Below are 15,129 nucleotides of genomic sequence, written 5' to 3' on the forward strand. Positions count from 1 at the left end.
CGGCCCCGTCAGGCGTGGCTTTCGCGGTATTCCGGGTGTTCGGCCTGCAGCCGGCACAGGCGCGCCAGCGGGTCCTGGCGGTAGAACAGCGACAACTGGCGGTAGACCTGTGGATAAGCCTGTTGCAGCAGGTCGGGAGCACTAAAGAAGTACTCGCTGGTTACGGCAAAGAACTCTGCGGGGTTCTCTGCGGCATATGGATCGATGGCGGTTTCGGCGTCGGGGTTGGCGTCCAGCTGGCGGTTGAGGTCGTCATAGGCCTGTTGCATGGCGGTTGCCCATTCATCCACGGGCATGCCGCTGTGCAGCGGCGGCAGGCCGTTGGCATCACCATTGAGCATGTCGAGCTTGTGCGCCAGTTCATGGATGACCAGGTTGTAGGCCTCCCAGCCACCACTGGCCAGCACGCCGCTCCAGGCGAGGATGATCGGGCCCTGCTGCCAGGCTTCGCCGCTGTGCTCACCGTCCCACACGTGCTCCACGCCACTGGCATCGCGGTGGCGCTGGGGGCTCTTGAAGTCGTCGGGGTAGAGGATGATTTCGTGGAAACCCTGGTACCAGTTCAGCTCGCCCAGGTGCAGCAGCGGCAATTGCGCCTGGGCCGCCAGCAACAGGCGCTGCTCGTCATCCGGCTCGACGCCGGGCAGGCAGGTGAGGTGCTTGTCGAGCAGGAACAGGATGCAGGCTTCACGCAGCCAGCGATCCTCTTCGTCAGTGATGCCGTCCAGCATTGGCAGGCGCTCGCGCACGGCCTGCCATTGCTGGGGGGTGATGGGATACCGCGCCAGGGTGCGCTTGCGCCGCCAGGCGCTGAACGACCACATCGGCAAGTTTCAGTGCGCTTTGGCCGTGCGGCCCAGACGGCCACGCAGCAGGCCGAGGATCATCGGTACCAGCGACAGGATGATGATGCCCACCACCATCAGCGACAGGTGCTGTTTGATGAATGGCACGTTGCCGAAGAAGTAGCCCAGTGTCACCAGGCCGCCGACCCACAGTAGCGAACCGGCGACGCTGAAACCGAGGAAGCGCGGGTAGTGCATGTGGGCGATGCCGGCGACGAACGGCGCAAAGGTGCGCAGGATGGGCAGGAAGCGCGCCATGGTCACGGTCTTGCCGCCGTGGCGTTCATAGAAGTCGTGGGTACGCTGCAGGTAGTCGCGACGGAAGATCTTCGAGTTGGGGTTGTTGAACAACCGCTCGCCCGTCGTGCGGCCGATCACATAGTTGGTGCTGTCGCCGAGGATCGCGGCGGCCATCAGCAGGCCGGCCAACAGCAACGGGTCCATGCCGCCACCGGCGGCCACGGCGCCGGCAATGAACAGCAGCGAATCGCCAGGCAGGAAGGGCATGACCACCAGCCCGGTTTCACAGAAGATCACGGTGAAGAGGATGGCGTAGATCCAGGGACCGTAGTTGGTGACCAGCAGATCGAGGTAGGCATCGAGATGCAGGATAAGGTCCAGCGGGTTGAAATCCATGTACAGCACCTGTGTTCTTGGGCGTAGGCTCGGTTACCTGCGGATGGGTAAATTTTCACACACGACAGGTGGGCCATTATACGGCTAAGTCAGGATCATGCCCGGGGAGTTTGTAGCGGGGGGTTACGGCAGGGGGTATTCCTGTACCGGCTCTTTCGCGGGCATGCCCGCTCCCAAAGAGATATCACTGCTTCCTAAGGCTGTGCTGTACCTGTGGGAGCGGGCGAGCCCGCGAAAGGGCCGGTGCAGGTCAATCCTGGCTGATCGGCAGGATATAGCTCTTGAACTCGTTATCCTCACGAAACCCGATGGATTCGTAAGTCTTGTGCGCTACCTCATTGTCCGCGCTGGTTGACACCCGCATGCGCACGGCGTTGGTTTCCTTGGCCATTTTCTTCGCCTCACGCATCAGGTGGTCGGCCACCAGCATGCGCCGCGAGTCCTCGGCCACGTAGATATCGTTGAGAATCCATACCCGCTTCAGCGACAGCGACGAGTAGCTCGGGTACAGCTGGCAGAAGCCCAGCAGCTTGCCGTCATCATCATCGGGTAGCGCCAGGTAGATCACCGACTCATCCCGCTTCAGGCGCTTTTCCAGGAAGCTGCGCGAACTGTCGGGGTAGGGTAGCTGCCCATAGAACTCGCGGTATTTGACGAACATCGGCGTAAGCAGATCGAGGTGTTCCAGGGTTGCCTTGATGATGCGCATGTGCGGCCCTCAGAGTCCATTAGGGGAAACAGCGGATTGCCAGCAGCTTTCAAAGGCATGCTGCCCAATGCTTGGCGCAAGTGCAATCCGCCTTCCGTGACATGTTTTTTATCCTTTGCCGAGCAGGAAGTTACCTTTCTGGCCGGTGCTGTTTTCGCTCTCCAGGCTATGGACCTCGGCCTCGTCCTTCAGATTCACCCCGGAAAGCTGGCGCCGGCAGGCTTCGCGCATCAAGTACAGCAAGCGGTGCGCCGCCATGCCATAACTCAGGCCCTCCAGGCGGATGTTGGAAATGCAGTTGCGGTAGGCGTCGGTCAGGCCGACCTTTGGCGCATAGGTGAAGTACAGGCCAAGGCTGTCGGGCGAGCTGAGCCCCGGGCGTTCGCCGATCAGCATCACCGTCATCCGTGCGCCCAGCAGCTCACCAACCTCGTCGGCCACTGCCACGCGGCCCTGCTGCACCAGCACCACCGGGGCGCTGGTCCAGCCGTCGGCGGCGGCCTGTTCCTCGAAGCGCGCCAGGAACGGCAGGGTGTGGCGGTGCACGGCCAGTGCCGAGAGGCCGTCAGCGACGACGATGGCCAGGTCGACCCCGCCGGGGTTGGCCTGGGCATGCTGGCGCAGCGCGGCAACCGAATCTTCGTTCAGCCGTCGCCCCAGGTCCGGGCGTTGCAGGTACTGGTTGCGGTCGCTGGCGGCGCTGTGCAGCACCAGGCTTTCGCGCCCGCGGTCACTCAGCTGGGTAGCCAGGCCGGCATGGTCGAAGGCCAGGTGCACGGCATCGCGTGCCTGGGCGTGGGCGAACTGGAAGTCCAGTTGTGCACCTGTAGGCAGGCTGGTGCCGGTGCGGCCCAGGGCGATGCGCGCCGGGGTCAGGTTGCGCAGGGCCAGCCAGGGGTTTTCGGGGGTAGGCGTGCGGTGGTCCATGGTCATCCCTATGCAAGCTGTGCCAAGGCCTGGCGGAAGGCCGGCGGCAGGTTGTCACCAAAGCGCACCCGGCCATCGGCCTGGGTGAAGATGCCGGTGCGGGCCAGCCATGCCTCGAATTCCGGCCCGGGCTTCAGGCCCAGGGTCTGGCGCGCGTACAGCGCGTCATGGAACGAGGTGGTCTGGTAGTTGAGCATGATGTCGTCGGAGCCTGGGATACCCATGATGAAGTTGATCCCGGCCACGCCCAGCAGGGTCAGCAGGGTGTCCATGTCGTCCTGGTCGGCTTCGGCGTGGTTGGTGTAGCAGATGTCGCAACCCATTGGCACTCCCAGCAGCTTGCCGCAGAAGTGGTCTTCGAGGCCGGCGCGGATGATCTGCTTGCCGTTGTACAGGTACTCCGGGCCGATGAAACCGACCACGGTGTTGACCAGGAACGGCTTGAAGTGGCGGGCCACGGCATAGGCGCGGGTTTCACAGGTCTGCTGGTCGACGCCGTGGTGGGCGTTGGCTGACAGCGCGCTGCCCTGGCCGGTTTCGAAGTACATCAGGTTCTGCCCGAGGGTGCCGCGTTTCAGCGAAAGGCCCGCTTCGTAGCCTTCCTGCAGCACGTTCAGGTTGATGCCGAACCCGGCGTTGGCCGCCTCGGTGCCGGCAATGGATTGGAACACCAGGTCCAGTGGCACGCCACGGTTGATCGCCTCGATCGAGGTGGTGACGTGGGTCAGCACGCAGGCCTGGGTGGGGATGTCGTAGCGCTGGATGATGGCGTCGAGCATCTCCAGCAGGGCGCAGATCGAGGCGATGCTGTCGGTGGCCGGGTTGATGCCGATCATGGCGTCGCCGTTGCCGTACAGCAGGCCGTCGAGAATGCTGGCGGCGATGCCGGCCGGCTCGTCGGTCGGGTGGTTGGGCTGCAGCCGGGTCGACAGGCGCCCGCGCAGGCCCATGGTGCCACGGAACCGGGTGACCACGCGGATCTTCTGTGCCACCAGCACCAGGTCTTGCACGCGCATGATCTTCGACACCGCTGCGGCCATTTCCGGCGTCAGCCCGGGTGCCAGGCTGCGCAGGCTGTCCTCGTTGGCCTCTTCGCTCAGCAGCCAGTCGCGCAGGCCACCCACGGTCAGGTGGCTGACCGGGGCGAAGGCCTGGGCGTCGTGAGTGTCGATGATCAGGCGCGTGACTTCATCATCTTCGTAAGGGATCAGCGCTTCGTTGAGGAAATGCGTCAGCGGGATATTGGCCAGGGCCATCTGCGCGGCGACCCGTTCGCCATCATTGCTGGCCGCGACGCCCGCCAGGTAGTCCCCCGAGCGGGCGGGGCTGGCCTTGGCCATCACTTCCTTGAGGCTGTCGAAGCGGTAGACCAGGTGGCCGACCGTGTGTACGAAACTTGCCATACAGACTCTCCAGAGCCGCGGGTTGCCCCGCGGCGGGTGGCGGCGATCAGTGCAAGGCCTCTTCGGCCTTCTGGATCGCGGCGAATTCCTCTTCCGGTGTACCCGCGACCAGGTGGTGGCGGCTGTAGAAAGCAAAGTAGGCAATTAATACCGCATAGATCACTGCGGCGCCAATCACCACCCGTGGGTCTACCAGGAAACCGGCGACCACAGCGATGCAGGCCAGTACCAGTGCCAGGCCCGAGGTGAAGATGCCACCAGGGGTGCGGTATGGGCGCTCCATCTTCGGCCGACGGATGCGCAGGGTGATGTGCGCGGCCATCATCAGCACGTACGACAGGGTAGCGCCGAACACCGCCACCAGGATCAGCAGGTCACCCTGGCCGGTCAGCGACAGGGCAAAGCCGATGATCCCGGGGATGATCAAGGCCAGTACCGGGGCCTTGCTCTTGTTGGTTTCCGACAGCTTGCGCGGCAGGTAGCCGGCGCGGGACAGGGCGAAGATCTGCCGGGAGTAGGCGTAGATGATCGAGAAGAAGCTGGCGATCAGCCCGGCCAGGCCGATCAGGTTGACGAAGCCGCCCATCCAGGTGCTACCGCCGTAGGCTTTGGACAATGCTTCCACCAGCGGGTTGCCGGACGCTTTCAGTGCTTCGGAGCCTGCGCCGCCAGGGCCGACCACCAGGATCAGCAGGGCGAAGGCCAGCAACACCAGCATGGCGCCGATCAGGCCGCGTGGCAGGTCACGCTTGGGGTTCTTGGTTTCTTCGGCAGCCAGCGGCACGCCCTCTACGGCAAGGAAGAACCAGATGGCATAGGGGATGGCCGCCCACACGCCGACATAGCCGAACGGCAGGAAGCTGCTGGCGCCCACAGCGTCCGTTTTGGCGATGTCGAACAGGTTGGCTGCATCAAAATGGGGCACCATGCTCACCAGGAACACGGCCAGAGCGATGGCTGCGATGGCGGTGATGATGAACATCAGCTTCAACGCCTCACCCACGCCAAAGATGTGGATGCCGATGAACACGATGTAGAACGCCAGGTAGATCATCCAGCCGCCGATGCCGAACAGTGACTGGCAGTAGGCGCCGATGAACACGGCGATGGCGGCGGGGGCGATAGCGTACTCGATGAGGATTGCCGTGCCGGTGAGGAAGCCGCCCCAGGGGCCGAAGGCGCTGCGGGCAAAGCCGTAGCCGCCGCCTGCGGTGGGGATCATCGACGACAGCTCGGCCAGCGAGAAGCACATGCACAGGTACATGGTGGCCATCAGCAGGGTGGCGAGGAACATGCCGCCCCAGCCGCCCTGCGCCAGGCCGAAGTTCCAGCCGGCATAGTCGCCGGAGATGACGTAGGCCACGCCCAGGCCGACCAGCAGGACCCAGCCGGCGGCACCTTTTTTCAGTTCACGTTGCTGGAAATAGTCCGAGCCGACTTTTTCGAAGTCGACGGAAGAGCCTGCCGGCGAGCCGGCGGAATGATCGCTTGGCATAGATTCACCTGTTGTTTTTCTTGGTGGCCGGACGGGTTCCGGGCCGATGGTGATGGGTACTGCAGGAAGCGAGCCAGAGCGGTTGGTGCTCTGGATATTGTGTTTGCAGGTCCGGCCTCATCGCCGGCAAGCCGGCTCCCACAGGTACTGCACAGGTCTGGAATCCCCTGCGATCCCTGTGGGAGCTGGCTTGCCGGCGATGGGCTGCAAAGCAGCCCCGAGGCCATCCCAGGTTTAGAAGAAGCCCAACGGATTGATGTCGTAGCTCACCAGCAGGTTCTTGGTCTGCTGATAGTGGTCGAGCATCATCTTGTGCGTCTCACGCCCGACCCCCGACTTCTTGTAGCCACCGAACGCGGCATGCGCCGGGTACAGGTGGTAGCAGTTGGTCCACACGCGGCCAGCCTTGATCCCACGGCCCACGCGGTAGGCACGGTTGATGTCGCGGGTCCACACGCCGGCGCCCAGGCCGAACTCGGTGTCGTTGGCGATCGCCAGGGCTTCGGCTTCGTCCTTGAAGGTGGTGACGCTGACCACCGGGCCGAAGATTTCTTCCTGGAACACGCGCATCTTGTTGTTGCCCTTGAGCAGGGTCGGCTGGATGTAGTAACCGGTGGCCAGCGAGCCCTCCAGTTTTTCGACCTTGCCGCCGGTCAGCAACTCGGCGCCTTCCTTCTGGGCGATATCCAGGTACGACAGGATCTTCTCGAACTGCTGTTGCGAGGCCTGCGCTCCGACCATGGTGTCAGTGTCCAGCGGGTCGCCGCGCTTGATCTGCAGCACCTTCTTCATCACCACTTCCATGAACTGCGGGTAGATCGACTCCTGCACCAGTGCCCGTGACGGGCAGGTGCATACCTCGCCCTGGTTGAAGAACGCCAGCACCATGCCTTCGGCCGCCTTCTCGATGAAGCTTGGTTCGGCTTGCATGATGTCTTCGAAATACACGTTCGGCGACTTGCCGCCCAGTTCGACGGTGGACGGGATGATGTTCTCGGCGGCGCATTTCATGATGTGCGAGCCCACCGGGGTCGAGCCGGTGAAGGCGATCTTGGCGATGCGCTTGCTGGTGGCCAGTGCTTCACCGGCTTCGCGGCCATAGCCTTGCACCACGTTGAGCACACCAGGTGGCAGCAGGTCACCGATCACTTCCAGCAGCACGGTGATGCCCAGCGGGGTCTGTTCGGCTGGCTTGAGCACCACGCAGTTGCCGGCGGCCAGTGCCGGGGCGAGCTTCCAGGCGGCCATCAGGATCGGGAAGTTCCACGGGATGATCTGCCCGACCACGCCCAGTGGCTCATGGATGTGGTAGGCCACGGTGCCTTCGTTGATTTCCGCGGCGCCGCCTTCCTGGGCGCGGATGCAGCCAGCGAAGTAGCGGAAGTGGTCGACCGCCAGCGGAATGTCGGCATTGAGGGTTTCGCGGATCGGCTTGCCGTTGTCCCAGGTTTCGGTAATGGCCAGCAGTTCGAGGTTCTGCTCGATACGGTCGGCGATCTTCAGCAGAACGTTGGAGCGGTCCTGCACTGAAGTGCGGCCCCAGGCGTCGGCCGCAGCGTGGGCTGCATCCAGGGCTTTATCGATGTCTTCGGCAGTGGAGCGAGGGAATTCAGCGATCAGCTTGCCATTCACCGGGGAGGTATTTTCGAAGTACTGCCCCTTTACCGGAGGAACGAACTCACCACCGATGTAGTTGCCGTAGCGGCTCTTGAAGGAAACCTTCGCGCCTTCGGTACCGGGATGTGCGTAACGCATGGTGTGTCTCCTGGCTATTGTGTTTGTTAGGGAGTTGGAAAGCGTAGAGCAAAGGTTGGGCCAGCGTTTCGAGCGCCAGGAAAATCAATGACTTGGCTCGGTTCTTTGGGCCTGGCCCACGATCTCTGTGCCAGCGCCGGTACGCGCGGGGGTGACACTTTGTGCCATTTGCGACACGTAACCGGAGGGTGCATTGCAAAGCCTTGCCGGGTGGAGGATGCTGGCGGGACTCTCTATCTGCGGAGAACTACAACAATGCAGAGCAATCATTTCAGTCGCCATGCCCAGCAAGTCCATACCGTCGCCCATGGTGGGGCCGGAGAGGGTGGAAGTGACCCGTCCATCGCCCGCTCCTGGCTGCGCTGCCTGGAGGACTACCACCTCGACCCGTCGGTGATCGAGGCCCCGGTGGTGCTCGAGCATGGGCGCCTGCTGGAAAGCCGCGAGCGCCTGCGCCAGGTGCTGCAGATTGCCGACCATGAAATGAACAGCCTGCACCAGCAGCTTTCCGGGGCCGGCCATGCGGTGCTGCTGACCGATGCCCGTGGGGTGATCCTCAATTGCGTCAGCGCGCCGACCGAGCGGCGCAGCTTCGAGCGTGCCGGGCTGTGGCTGGGCGCTGACTGGAGCGAGGCGCGCGAGGGCACCAACGGCATCGGCACCTGCCTGGTCGAGCGCCAGGCGCTGACCATCCACCAGAACGAGCACTTCCGTGGCCGCCACACCGGCCTGACCTGCTCGGCCAGCCCGGTGTTCGACCCGCATGGCGAGTTGCTTGCAGTGCTGGATGTGTCTTCGGCGCGGCCCGACGTTTCCCGGCAGAGCCAGTTCCACACCATGGCTTTGGTCAACCTGTCGGCGAAGATGATCGAAAGCTGCTACTTCCTGCGCCATTTCGAACAGCAATGGCTGCTGCGTTTTCACCTGCAGGCCGAGTCGGTCGGCCTGTTCAGCGAAGGCCTGCTGGCGTTCGACGGTGACGGGCGCATCTGCGCCGCCAACCAGAGTGCGCTGAACCTGCTGGGCACGGTGCGTGGTGGCGTGCTGGGCAAACCGCTGGAACGCTTTTTCGCTTGCAGCCACGACGAACTGTTCAGCCGCGCCACGCCCAGCGGCAGCACGGCCTGGCCGCTGCATACCCTGGACGGGCGCCAGGTGTTCGCCAGCCTGCGTGGCCAGGCGCGCGCACCGGTGTGGTCGGTACCAGCCGCCCAGCCGCGGCCCACGCGGGAAGTGGAGCCGCTTATCTGCCTGCTCGACCCCGCCTTGCAGAACGACTTCCGTCGCAGCGTGCGGGTGTTCGAGCGCGATGTGCCGCTGTTGCTGCGCGGCGAGACCGGCTGTGGCAAGGAGGCTTTTGCCCAGGCCGTGCACCAGGCCAGCGAGCGGCGCGGCAAGCCGTTCGTCGCCATCAACTGCGCCTCGATCCCGGAAAGCCTGATCGAGAGCGAACTGTTCGGCTATCGCGGCGGCAGCTTTACCGGTGCACGCAAGGAAGGCATGCGCGGCAAGCTGCTGCAGGCCGATGGCGGCACCTTGCTGCTGGACGAGATTGGCGACATGCCACTGGCCCTGCAAACCCGCCTGCTGCGCGTGCTGGAGGAGCGCCAGGTGGTGCCGATCGGTGGCGAGCCGCAGGCGGTCGACGTGCGCATTGTCAGCGCTACTCACCGTGACCTGCTGGAGAGGGTGGAGCAGGGCAGTTTCCGCGAGGACCTGTATTACCGGCTGAATGGCCTGGAAGTGGCATTGCCTGCGGTGCGCGAGCGCAGTGACAAGGCGCAGTTGCTGGACTTTCTGCTGCGTCAGGAGGCGCAGGGAGAACCGATCGATATCGAGCCCAGGGCGCGGCAGGCACTGCTCGACTTCGCCTGGCCGGGCAACGTGCGGCAGATGCGCAACGTGCTGCGTACCCTGGTGGCACTTTGCGAAGACTCCCGCATCGTGTTCCCGGATCTCCCAGCCATTGTTCGCAACAGCACCGTCCCTGTAGGAGCGGCCTTGTGTCGCGAAAGGGCCGCAGAGCGGCCCCAGGGGCCCAGCCGCGCCGACCAATTTGCAGGGGCTGCTGCGCAGCCCGATCGCGACACAAGGCCGCTCCTACAGGATGCGGAGCGGCAAGCATTGTTGGAGACGCTAGAGGCAAAACACTGGCACCTCACCCGTGTCGCCGAGCACTTGGGCATCAGCCGCAATACCTTGTATCGAAAACTGCGCAAACACGGCATCACCAGGGCCGACTGAGCGAAACATCTGGTGCGATTTGTCGCGCCCTGGGCTACCCTGCCTCGATGTTTTGCGAGGTCGACCATGCATATTCACATTCTCGGTATTTGCGGCACTTTCATGGGCTCGCTGGCGGTGCTGGCCAAGGAACTTGGCCACCGCGTCACCGGCTCGGACGCCAACGTCTATCCCCCGATGAGCACCCAGCTTGAAGCCCAGGGCATCGAGCTGACCCAAGGCTATGACCCGGCCCAGCTGGACCCGGCGCCAGATCTGGTGGTCATCGGCAACGCCATGTCGCGTGGCAACCCGGCGGTGGAGTACGTGCTGAACAAGGGCCTGCCCTATGTTTCCGGCCCGCAGTGGTTGGCCGACCACGTGTTGCAGAGCCGCTGGGTGCTGGCCGTTGCCGGTACCCACGGCAAGACCACTACCAGCAGCATGCTGGCCTGGGTGCTGGAACACGCTGGCATGAGCCCGGGCTTCCTGATTGGCGGTGTGCCGCAGAACTTCTCGGTGTCGGCGCGCCTTGGCGATACGCCGTTCTTCGTGGTCGAAGCCGACGAGTACGACAGCGCCTTCTTCGACAAGCGCTCGAAGTTCGTCCACTACCACCCGCGCACGGCGATCCTCAACAACCTCGAGTTCGACCATGCGGACATCTTCCCCGACCTGGCCTCGATCGAGCGGCAGTTCCACCACCTGGTGCGCACCATCCCCAGCGAAGGCCTTGTCATCCACCCCACCACCGAGCAGGCGCTGGAGCGAGTGATCGGCATGGGTTGCTGGACCCCGGTGCAGACCACCGGCGAAGGTGGCCAGTGGCAAGCCCGTCTGCTCAGCCCCGACGGCTCGCGCTTCGAAGTGCTGTTCGACGGCGAAGCGCAGGGCGTGGTGGACTGGGCGCTGACTGGCCAGCACAACGTCGCCAACGCCCTGGCTACCCTGGCAGCGGCGCGCCATGTAGGCGTGGTGCCAGCCATGGGCATCGAAGGCCTGAGCGCCTTCAAGAGCGTCAAGCGGCGCATGGAGAAGGTTGCCGAAGTGCAGGGCGTGACCATCTACGATGACTTCGCCCACCACCCGACCGCCATCGCCACCACCCTAGACGGCCTGCGCAAGCGCGTTGGCGAAGCCCCGGTGATCGCCGTGATCGAGCCGCGCTCAAACTCGATGAAGCTCGGTGCCCACCGTGACGGCCTGCCGGAAAGCGTCAACGACGCCGACCAGGTGATCTGGTACGCCCCGGCCAACCTTGGCTGGGACCTGGCTGCCACCGCCGCGCAATGCAAAGTGCCCAGCGTGGTGGCCGACAGCCTCGAAGCGATCATCGAACGGGTCAAGGGGCAGGCCCGCCCGGGTACCCATGTAGTGATCATGAGCAACGGCGGCTTCGGCGGCCTGCACGGCAAGCTGGCCGAGGCACTGAAGTGAGCGGGCCGGAACGCATCACCCTGGCCATGACGGGCGCCTCTGGTGCCCAGTATGGCCTGCGCCTGCTCGACTGCCTGGTGCGTGAGGACCGCGAGGTGCACTTCCTGATCTCCAAGGCCGCGCAACTGGTGATGGCCACCGAGACGGACGTGGTGCTGCCGGCCAAGCCACAGGCGATGCAGGCCTTCCTCACCGAATATACCGGCGCTGCCGACGGGCAGATCCGCGTGTATGGCAAGGAAGACTGGATGTCGCCGGTAGCCTCGGGCTCCGGCGCCCCGGCGGCAATGGTCGTGGTGCCCTGTTCCACCGGCACGTTGTCGGCGATTGCCACCGGTGCCTGCAACAACCTGATCGAACGTGCTGCCGACGTTACCCTCAAGGAGCGTCGCCAACTGATCCTGGTGCCGCGCGAGGCGCCGTTCTCCACCATCCACCTGGAGAACATGCTCAAGCTGTCGCAGATGGGCGCGGTGATCCTGCCGGCGGCACCGGGCTTTTATCACCAGCCGCAGACCATCGACGACCTGGTCGACTTCGTGGTGGCGCGCATTCTCAACCTGCTGAACATTCCCCAGGACATGTTGCCGCGCTGGGGTGAGCACCACTTCGGGGTGGATGATTGAAGCGAGCGCTGGTGGGCTTGCTGGCGCTGGTGCTGCTCGGTGGCTGCGCCACGGTGCGCACGTTGGATGCCAACAAACCCGGGGCACCGGTGGTGTATGCCGGTACCCGGTTGGACTTGTATGTGATCAATGGCGGGTGCTGCCCGCGGGATCGTTACGGGGCTGAGGCGCCAGCGTATCCGGGGCTGGACCTGCCGGGGAGCATGTTGCTCGATACCTTGTTGCTGCCGTTGTCGTTGCTGACAGCGGCCGGTGTAGGCTTCCAGGCCACTGGTGGCCTGTAAGGGCCCTTTCGCGGGTAAACCCGCTCCTACAGGATCTGTGTAATCTTCTTGTGATCACTGTACCTGTGGGAGCGGGCGTGCCCGCGAAGAGGCCATCACAAGTGAAGCCTATTTCTTGCCCAACCTGCGCAACTCATCCGACTCCACAATCCGCACCCCGTCCTCTTCCTCCAGCGCCAGCCGCCACAGCGCCCGGGCCAAGGTACAAGCCTCGATCCCCCGATACTTCCCGGGTATCAGCTTGGCAAACGGCGAAGCCAACTGTTCACTAAGCCGAGGCTCGACCCGCTCACCCAGCAGCAACGATGGCCGCACGATGGTCAGCTGCGGCCAATCCTGAGCCTTGAGTGCCTCCTCCATCTCACCCTTGACCCGGTTGTAGAAAATCGACGATTTCGGGTCGGCGCCCAATGCACTGACCACCAGCAGATGCCGCGCGCCCAACTCCCGGGCACGCTTGCTGAACGCCACCACCATGTCCAGGTCCACCGCGCGGAAGGCCGATTCGGAACCGGCCTGCTTCAGTGTGGTGCCCAGGCAGCAATAGGCGATATCGACCCGCCCACCCAGTTGTGGAAGGAACACAGCCGGGTCGCCTACCGGGTTTTCCAGGTGCGGGTGCTCGGCCAATGGCCGGCGGGTAGGCGCCAGTACGCGAGTGATGGTGGGCTCGTTGAGCAGACGGTCGAGCAGGTGTTCACCTGTCAGACCCGTGGCACCGGCAAGCAGGACATGCTGAGGCGTCAAATACATGATGTCTCTCCCTTGTTACACACAAGCTTAGTGGCTGCGTGGCGTTTCCGCCTGTTCCCCCACGTTGGCCTGTGCGGCGTTACGCAATGCTTCTTCGGCCTGTTGCCGGCGCAGGTGCTGCCAGTGCTCAAGCACGTTCGGCGGCGCCCACAGCTGCGGTTCGGAGGCCTCGAAACCTTCCCTTTGTTCTCTTTCGGCAACGCTGGCGCGCGCCAGTTCAAACGCCTGTTTCAGGTCGTCGGTCTGGTTCAGCGCTTCGGCGAACAGGGCATCGCCGAAATAGGTGAAATCGGCTTCTTCCGAGCAACCGAAAGACACGCGGTCGGCCCGGGCGGCGGTCATGATCAGCGTGCGCTCATCTTTGAGCGGCGTGATGTAGCCCCCTGAATAGCAGGCGGATATGACAATCACCTTGTCGCGGTTCTTCAGCGGTGCCAGCGCGCTCGCCAGCTCGTCGGCAGACAGATCGGCCAACTGCAGGCGCGGTTGGTCGAGTACCAGCTGATGGTCCTGGCTGCCATGACTGGTGAGATAGATGAACACCAGGTCTTCGGGGCCGCTGCGCTCGGCCAGGGTACGGGCGGCGCGGGTCAGGTTTTCGCGTGTGGCCATGGCTCGGGTGGTCATGTGGTCGCGGTGGTTGACCAGGGTCACCTGGCCACTGGCGCCAAAGCGCACCTTGAGCATGTTGCTGACATAGTCGGCTTCACGCATGAACACGCTCTGCTGGCCATCGCCGGCCACCACCAGGCTGTATAGCTGAACTGGTGGCGCCGAGCGCGGTACCCGGGCCAGCGCTTCATCCAGCAAACGGCCCTGGTTGAGCAGCGTCAGGTCCAGCGGGTCGGGCAACAGCTTGCCGTTCTGGTCCCGTACGCGCACGCCGTTGCTCCAGGTGCCACTTTCGACCTTGCCGTTGGCCAGGATCAGCCGGCCCTGGCCGTGGTAGGCATCGTTGAGAAAGCCACCGATGTACTTGCTGCCGTCGGCCAGTTGCAGGCTGCCCTGGCCCGACAGGCGCCAGTCGGCGAAGGTGCCTTTGTAGTGGCTGCCATCGCTGCCCAGCAGTTCGCCTTCGCCAACCAGCGAGCCGTCCTTGAATTCGCCGATCCACACATCACCATCGGCATTTTCGTAGCGGCCACGGCCTTCCAGGCGGTTGTCCTTGAACTCGCCGATGTACTGCTCGCCGTCAACGCTGTCGTAGGTGCCGCTGCCTTCCAGCTGGCCATTGATGAAGTGGCCGCTGAACTGGTTGCCGCTGGCATCGCTGCGCACCCCAGCGCCGTTGGGCTTGCCCTTGGCGAACAGGCCCTGGTAGCGGCTGCCGTCGGCCAGTTCCAGCTCGCCGGCGCCTTCGTACAGGTCGTCCTTGAACTGGCCGCGGTAGGTCTGGTCGGCTTGCTTGAGGGTGCCTTCGCCGTCGCGGCGGCCGTGGCTGAAGGTGCCGGCATAGTGGCTACCCGGGGTAGTCAGCTCGCCCAGCCCCTGGAACAGCCCTGCGGCGAACTGGCCGCGGTACACCTCGCCGTTGCGGCCGTGCCATTCGCCCTGACCGTGCCATTGGCCGTCCTTGAAGGTACCGGCGTACCAGCTGCCGTTGGGGTAGTCGATCCGGCCCTCGCCTTGCAGCAGGCCATCGACCACCTGCCCCCGGTACCGCCCACCGTCAGGCAGGCGCGCGTCCGGCGGGAGCAGCGATTCGCCATCGCCGCAGGCGGCGAGCAGCAGGACCAGGGTGACGGGGAGCAGTGAACGCATGGCGAGAACCGGGCAATAGGTCTGCCGAGTATGACGCAGAATGGGGTCCTGAAACAGCGAACGCATGTGCTGGCGCAGCTCTCGAGCCTGCACTGCATTGAAAAGCTGGCACGGAACCTGTGGCAGCGGGCGTGCCCGAGAACACCGGCGAAGCCGGTGCCATGTACCGTGTGGTCTTCTTCGCGGGTGAACCCGCTCCCACAGGTATTGCGGTGACCTTCAGCTTTGCGCAATACCTGTGGGAGCGGCTTTAGCCGCGAACACCGGCGAAGCCG

At 64.2% G+C, this 15,129-nt stretch carries 13 protein-coding genes; 4 read left to right on the plus strand and 9 right to left on the minus strand.

The features are described from left to right. Positions 1 to 8 precede the first annotated feature (8 nt). The 7 genes from ACK56M_RS03430 to ACK56M_RS03460 form a co-directional block, all read right to left on the minus strand. Complete coding sequence (locus ACK56M_RS03430; RefSeq protein ID WP_013970691.1) at positions 9 to 824, minus strand: zinc-dependent peptidase; 816 nt, start codon at positions 822 to 824, stop codon at positions 9 to 11. A 9-nt stretch (positions 825 to 833) separates the two neighbouring features. Further along, positions 834 to 1,481: a DedA family protein gene (locus tag ACK56M_RS03435; RefSeq protein ID WP_015268798.1), complete on the minus strand. Its 648-nt coding sequence runs from the start codon at positions 1,479 to 1,481 to the stop codon at positions 834 to 836. A gap of 250 nt (positions 1,482 to 1,731) precedes the next feature. Beyond that, positions 1,732 to 2,190, minus strand: a complete 459-nt coding sequence (locus tag ACK56M_RS03440; RefSeq protein WP_003257044.1) for a GNAT family N-acetyltransferase — start codon at positions 2,188 to 2,190, stop codon at positions 1,732 to 1,734. A 108-nt stretch (positions 2,191 to 2,298) separates the two neighbouring features. Beyond that, on the minus strand, positions 2,299 to 3,117 hold the full coding sequence (gene eutC, locus ACK56M_RS03445; RefSeq protein ID WP_015268799.1) for an ethanolamine ammonia-lyase subunit EutC: 819 nt from the start codon (positions 3,115 to 3,117) through the stop codon (positions 2,299 to 2,301). 8 nt (positions 3,118 to 3,125) lie between these two features. Further along, positions 3,126 to 4,520, minus strand: coding sequence for an ethanolamine ammonia-lyase subunit EutB (locus tag ACK56M_RS03450; RefSeq protein ID WP_013970694.1), 1,395 nt, complete (start codon positions 4,518 to 4,520; stop codon positions 3,126 to 3,128). Positions 4,521 to 4,566: 46 nt separating this feature from the next. Then, a complete protein-coding gene (gene eat, locus ACK56M_RS03455) occupies positions 4,567 to 6,015 on the minus strand; it encodes an ethanolamine permease (RefSeq protein WP_015268800.1) in 1,449 nt (482 codons plus the stop codon). Between the two features lie 234 nt (positions 6,016 to 6,249). Then, positions 6,250 to 7,770, minus strand: a complete 1,521-nt coding sequence (locus ACK56M_RS03460) for an aldehyde dehydrogenase family protein (protein ID WP_015268801.1) — start codon at positions 7,768 to 7,770, stop codon at positions 6,250 to 6,252. 255 nt (positions 7,771 to 8,025) lie between these two features. Here ACK56M_RS03460 and ACK56M_RS03465 point away from each other — a divergent pair, with 255 nt between their 5' ends. The 4 genes from ACK56M_RS03465 to ACK56M_RS03480 all read left to right on the plus strand — a co-directional run bounded on the left by ACK56M_RS03465 (position 8,026) and on the right by ACK56M_RS03480 (position 12,340). Next, on the plus strand, positions 8,026 to 10,014 hold the full coding sequence (locus ACK56M_RS03465) for a sigma-54-dependent Fis family transcriptional regulator (protein ID WP_085721430.1): 1,989 nt from the start codon (positions 8,026 to 8,028) through the stop codon (positions 10,012 to 10,014). Between the two features lie 66 nt (positions 10,015 to 10,080). Further along, entirely contained in the window at positions 10,081 to 11,430 is a 1,350-nt protein-coding gene (mpl, locus tag ACK56M_RS03470) for a UDP-N-acetylmuramate:L-alanyl-gamma-D-glutamyl-meso-diaminopimelate ligase (RefSeq protein WP_137137876.1), read from the plus strand. After that, a complete protein-coding gene (gene ubiX / locus ACK56M_RS03475; RefSeq protein ID WP_013970698.1) occupies positions 11,427 to 12,056 on the plus strand; it encodes a flavin prenyltransferase UbiX in 630 nt (209 codons plus the stop codon). Before mpl ends, ubiX begins: the two co-directional genes overlap by 4 nt. Further along, positions 12,053 to 12,340 (plus strand): YceK/YidQ family lipoprotein, encoded by a 288-nt coding sequence (locus ACK56M_RS03480; RefSeq protein WP_015268804.1) that lies wholly within the window; start codon positions 12,053 to 12,055, stop codon positions 12,338 to 12,340. The genes ubiX and ACK56M_RS03480 overlap by 4 nt, the downstream gene beginning before the upstream one ends. A 108-nt stretch (positions 12,341 to 12,448) precedes the next feature. Here ACK56M_RS03480 and ACK56M_RS03485 read toward each other — a convergent pair whose 3' ends face one another. Continuing rightward, positions 12,449 to 13,093, minus strand: coding sequence for an oxidoreductase (locus tag ACK56M_RS03485; protein WP_015268805.1), 645 nt, complete (start codon positions 13,091 to 13,093; stop codon positions 12,449 to 12,451). A 27-nt stretch (positions 13,094 to 13,120) separates the two neighbouring features. Continuing rightward, positions 13,121 to 14,854, minus strand: a complete 1,734-nt coding sequence (locus tag ACK56M_RS03490; protein ID WP_043936054.1) for a C13 family peptidase — start codon at positions 14,852 to 14,854, stop codon at positions 13,121 to 13,123. Between the last annotated feature and the right edge of the window lie 275 nt (positions 14,855 to 15,129).

Source organism: Pseudomonas sp. s4 (genome assembly GCF_046764235.1).
GTDB classification, from domain to species: Bacteria; Pseudomonadota; Gammaproteobacteria; order Pseudomonadales; family Pseudomonadaceae; genus Aquipseudomonas; species Aquipseudomonas asiatica.

What these genes read in the sequence shown, in the direction of transcription:
- eat (WP_015268800.1), bottom strand. Translation starts at nt 6,015, where the DNA reads ATGCCAAGCGATCATTCCGCCGGCTCGCCGGCAGGCTCTTCCGTCGAC.
- ACK56M_RS03440 (WP_003257044.1), bottom strand. Translation starts at nt 2,190, where the DNA reads ATGCGCATCATCAAGGCAACCCTGGAACACCTCGATCTGCTTACGCCG.
- ACK56M_RS03450 (WP_013970694.1), bottom strand. Translation starts at nt 4,520, where the DNA reads ATGGCAAGTTTCGTACACACGGTCGGCCACCTGGTCTACCGCTTCGAC.
- ACK56M_RS03435 (WP_015268798.1), bottom strand. Translation starts at nt 1,481, where the DNA reads ATGGATTTCAACCCGCTGGACCTTATCCTGCATCTCGATGCCTACCTC.
- mpl (WP_137137876.1), top strand. Translation starts at nt 10,081, where the DNA reads ATGCATATTCACATTCTCGGTATTTGCGGCACTTTCATGGGCTCGCTG.
- ACK56M_RS03485 (WP_015268805.1), bottom strand. Translation starts at nt 13,093, where the DNA reads ATGTATTTGACGCCTCAGCATGTCCTGCTTGCCGGTGCCACGGGTCTG.
- ACK56M_RS03430 (WP_013970691.1), bottom strand. Translation starts at nt 824, where the DNA reads ATGTGGTCGTTCAGCGCCTGGCGGCGCAAGCGCACCCTGGCGCGGTAT.
- ACK56M_RS03490 (WP_043936054.1), bottom strand. Translation starts at nt 14,854, where the DNA reads ATGCGTTCACTGCTCCCCGTCACCCTGGTCCTGCTGCTCGCCGCCTGC.
- eutC (WP_015268799.1), bottom strand. Translation starts at nt 3,117, where the DNA reads ATGGACCACCGCACGCCTACCCCCGAAAACCCCTGGCTGGCCCTGCGC.
- ACK56M_RS03465 (WP_085721430.1), top strand. Translation starts at nt 8,026, where the DNA reads ATGCAGAGCAATCATTTCAGTCGCCATGCCCAGCAAGTCCATACCGTC.
- ACK56M_RS03460 (WP_015268801.1), bottom strand. Translation starts at nt 7,770, where the DNA reads ATGCGTTACGCACATCCCGGTACCGAAGGCGCGAAGGTTTCCTTCAAG.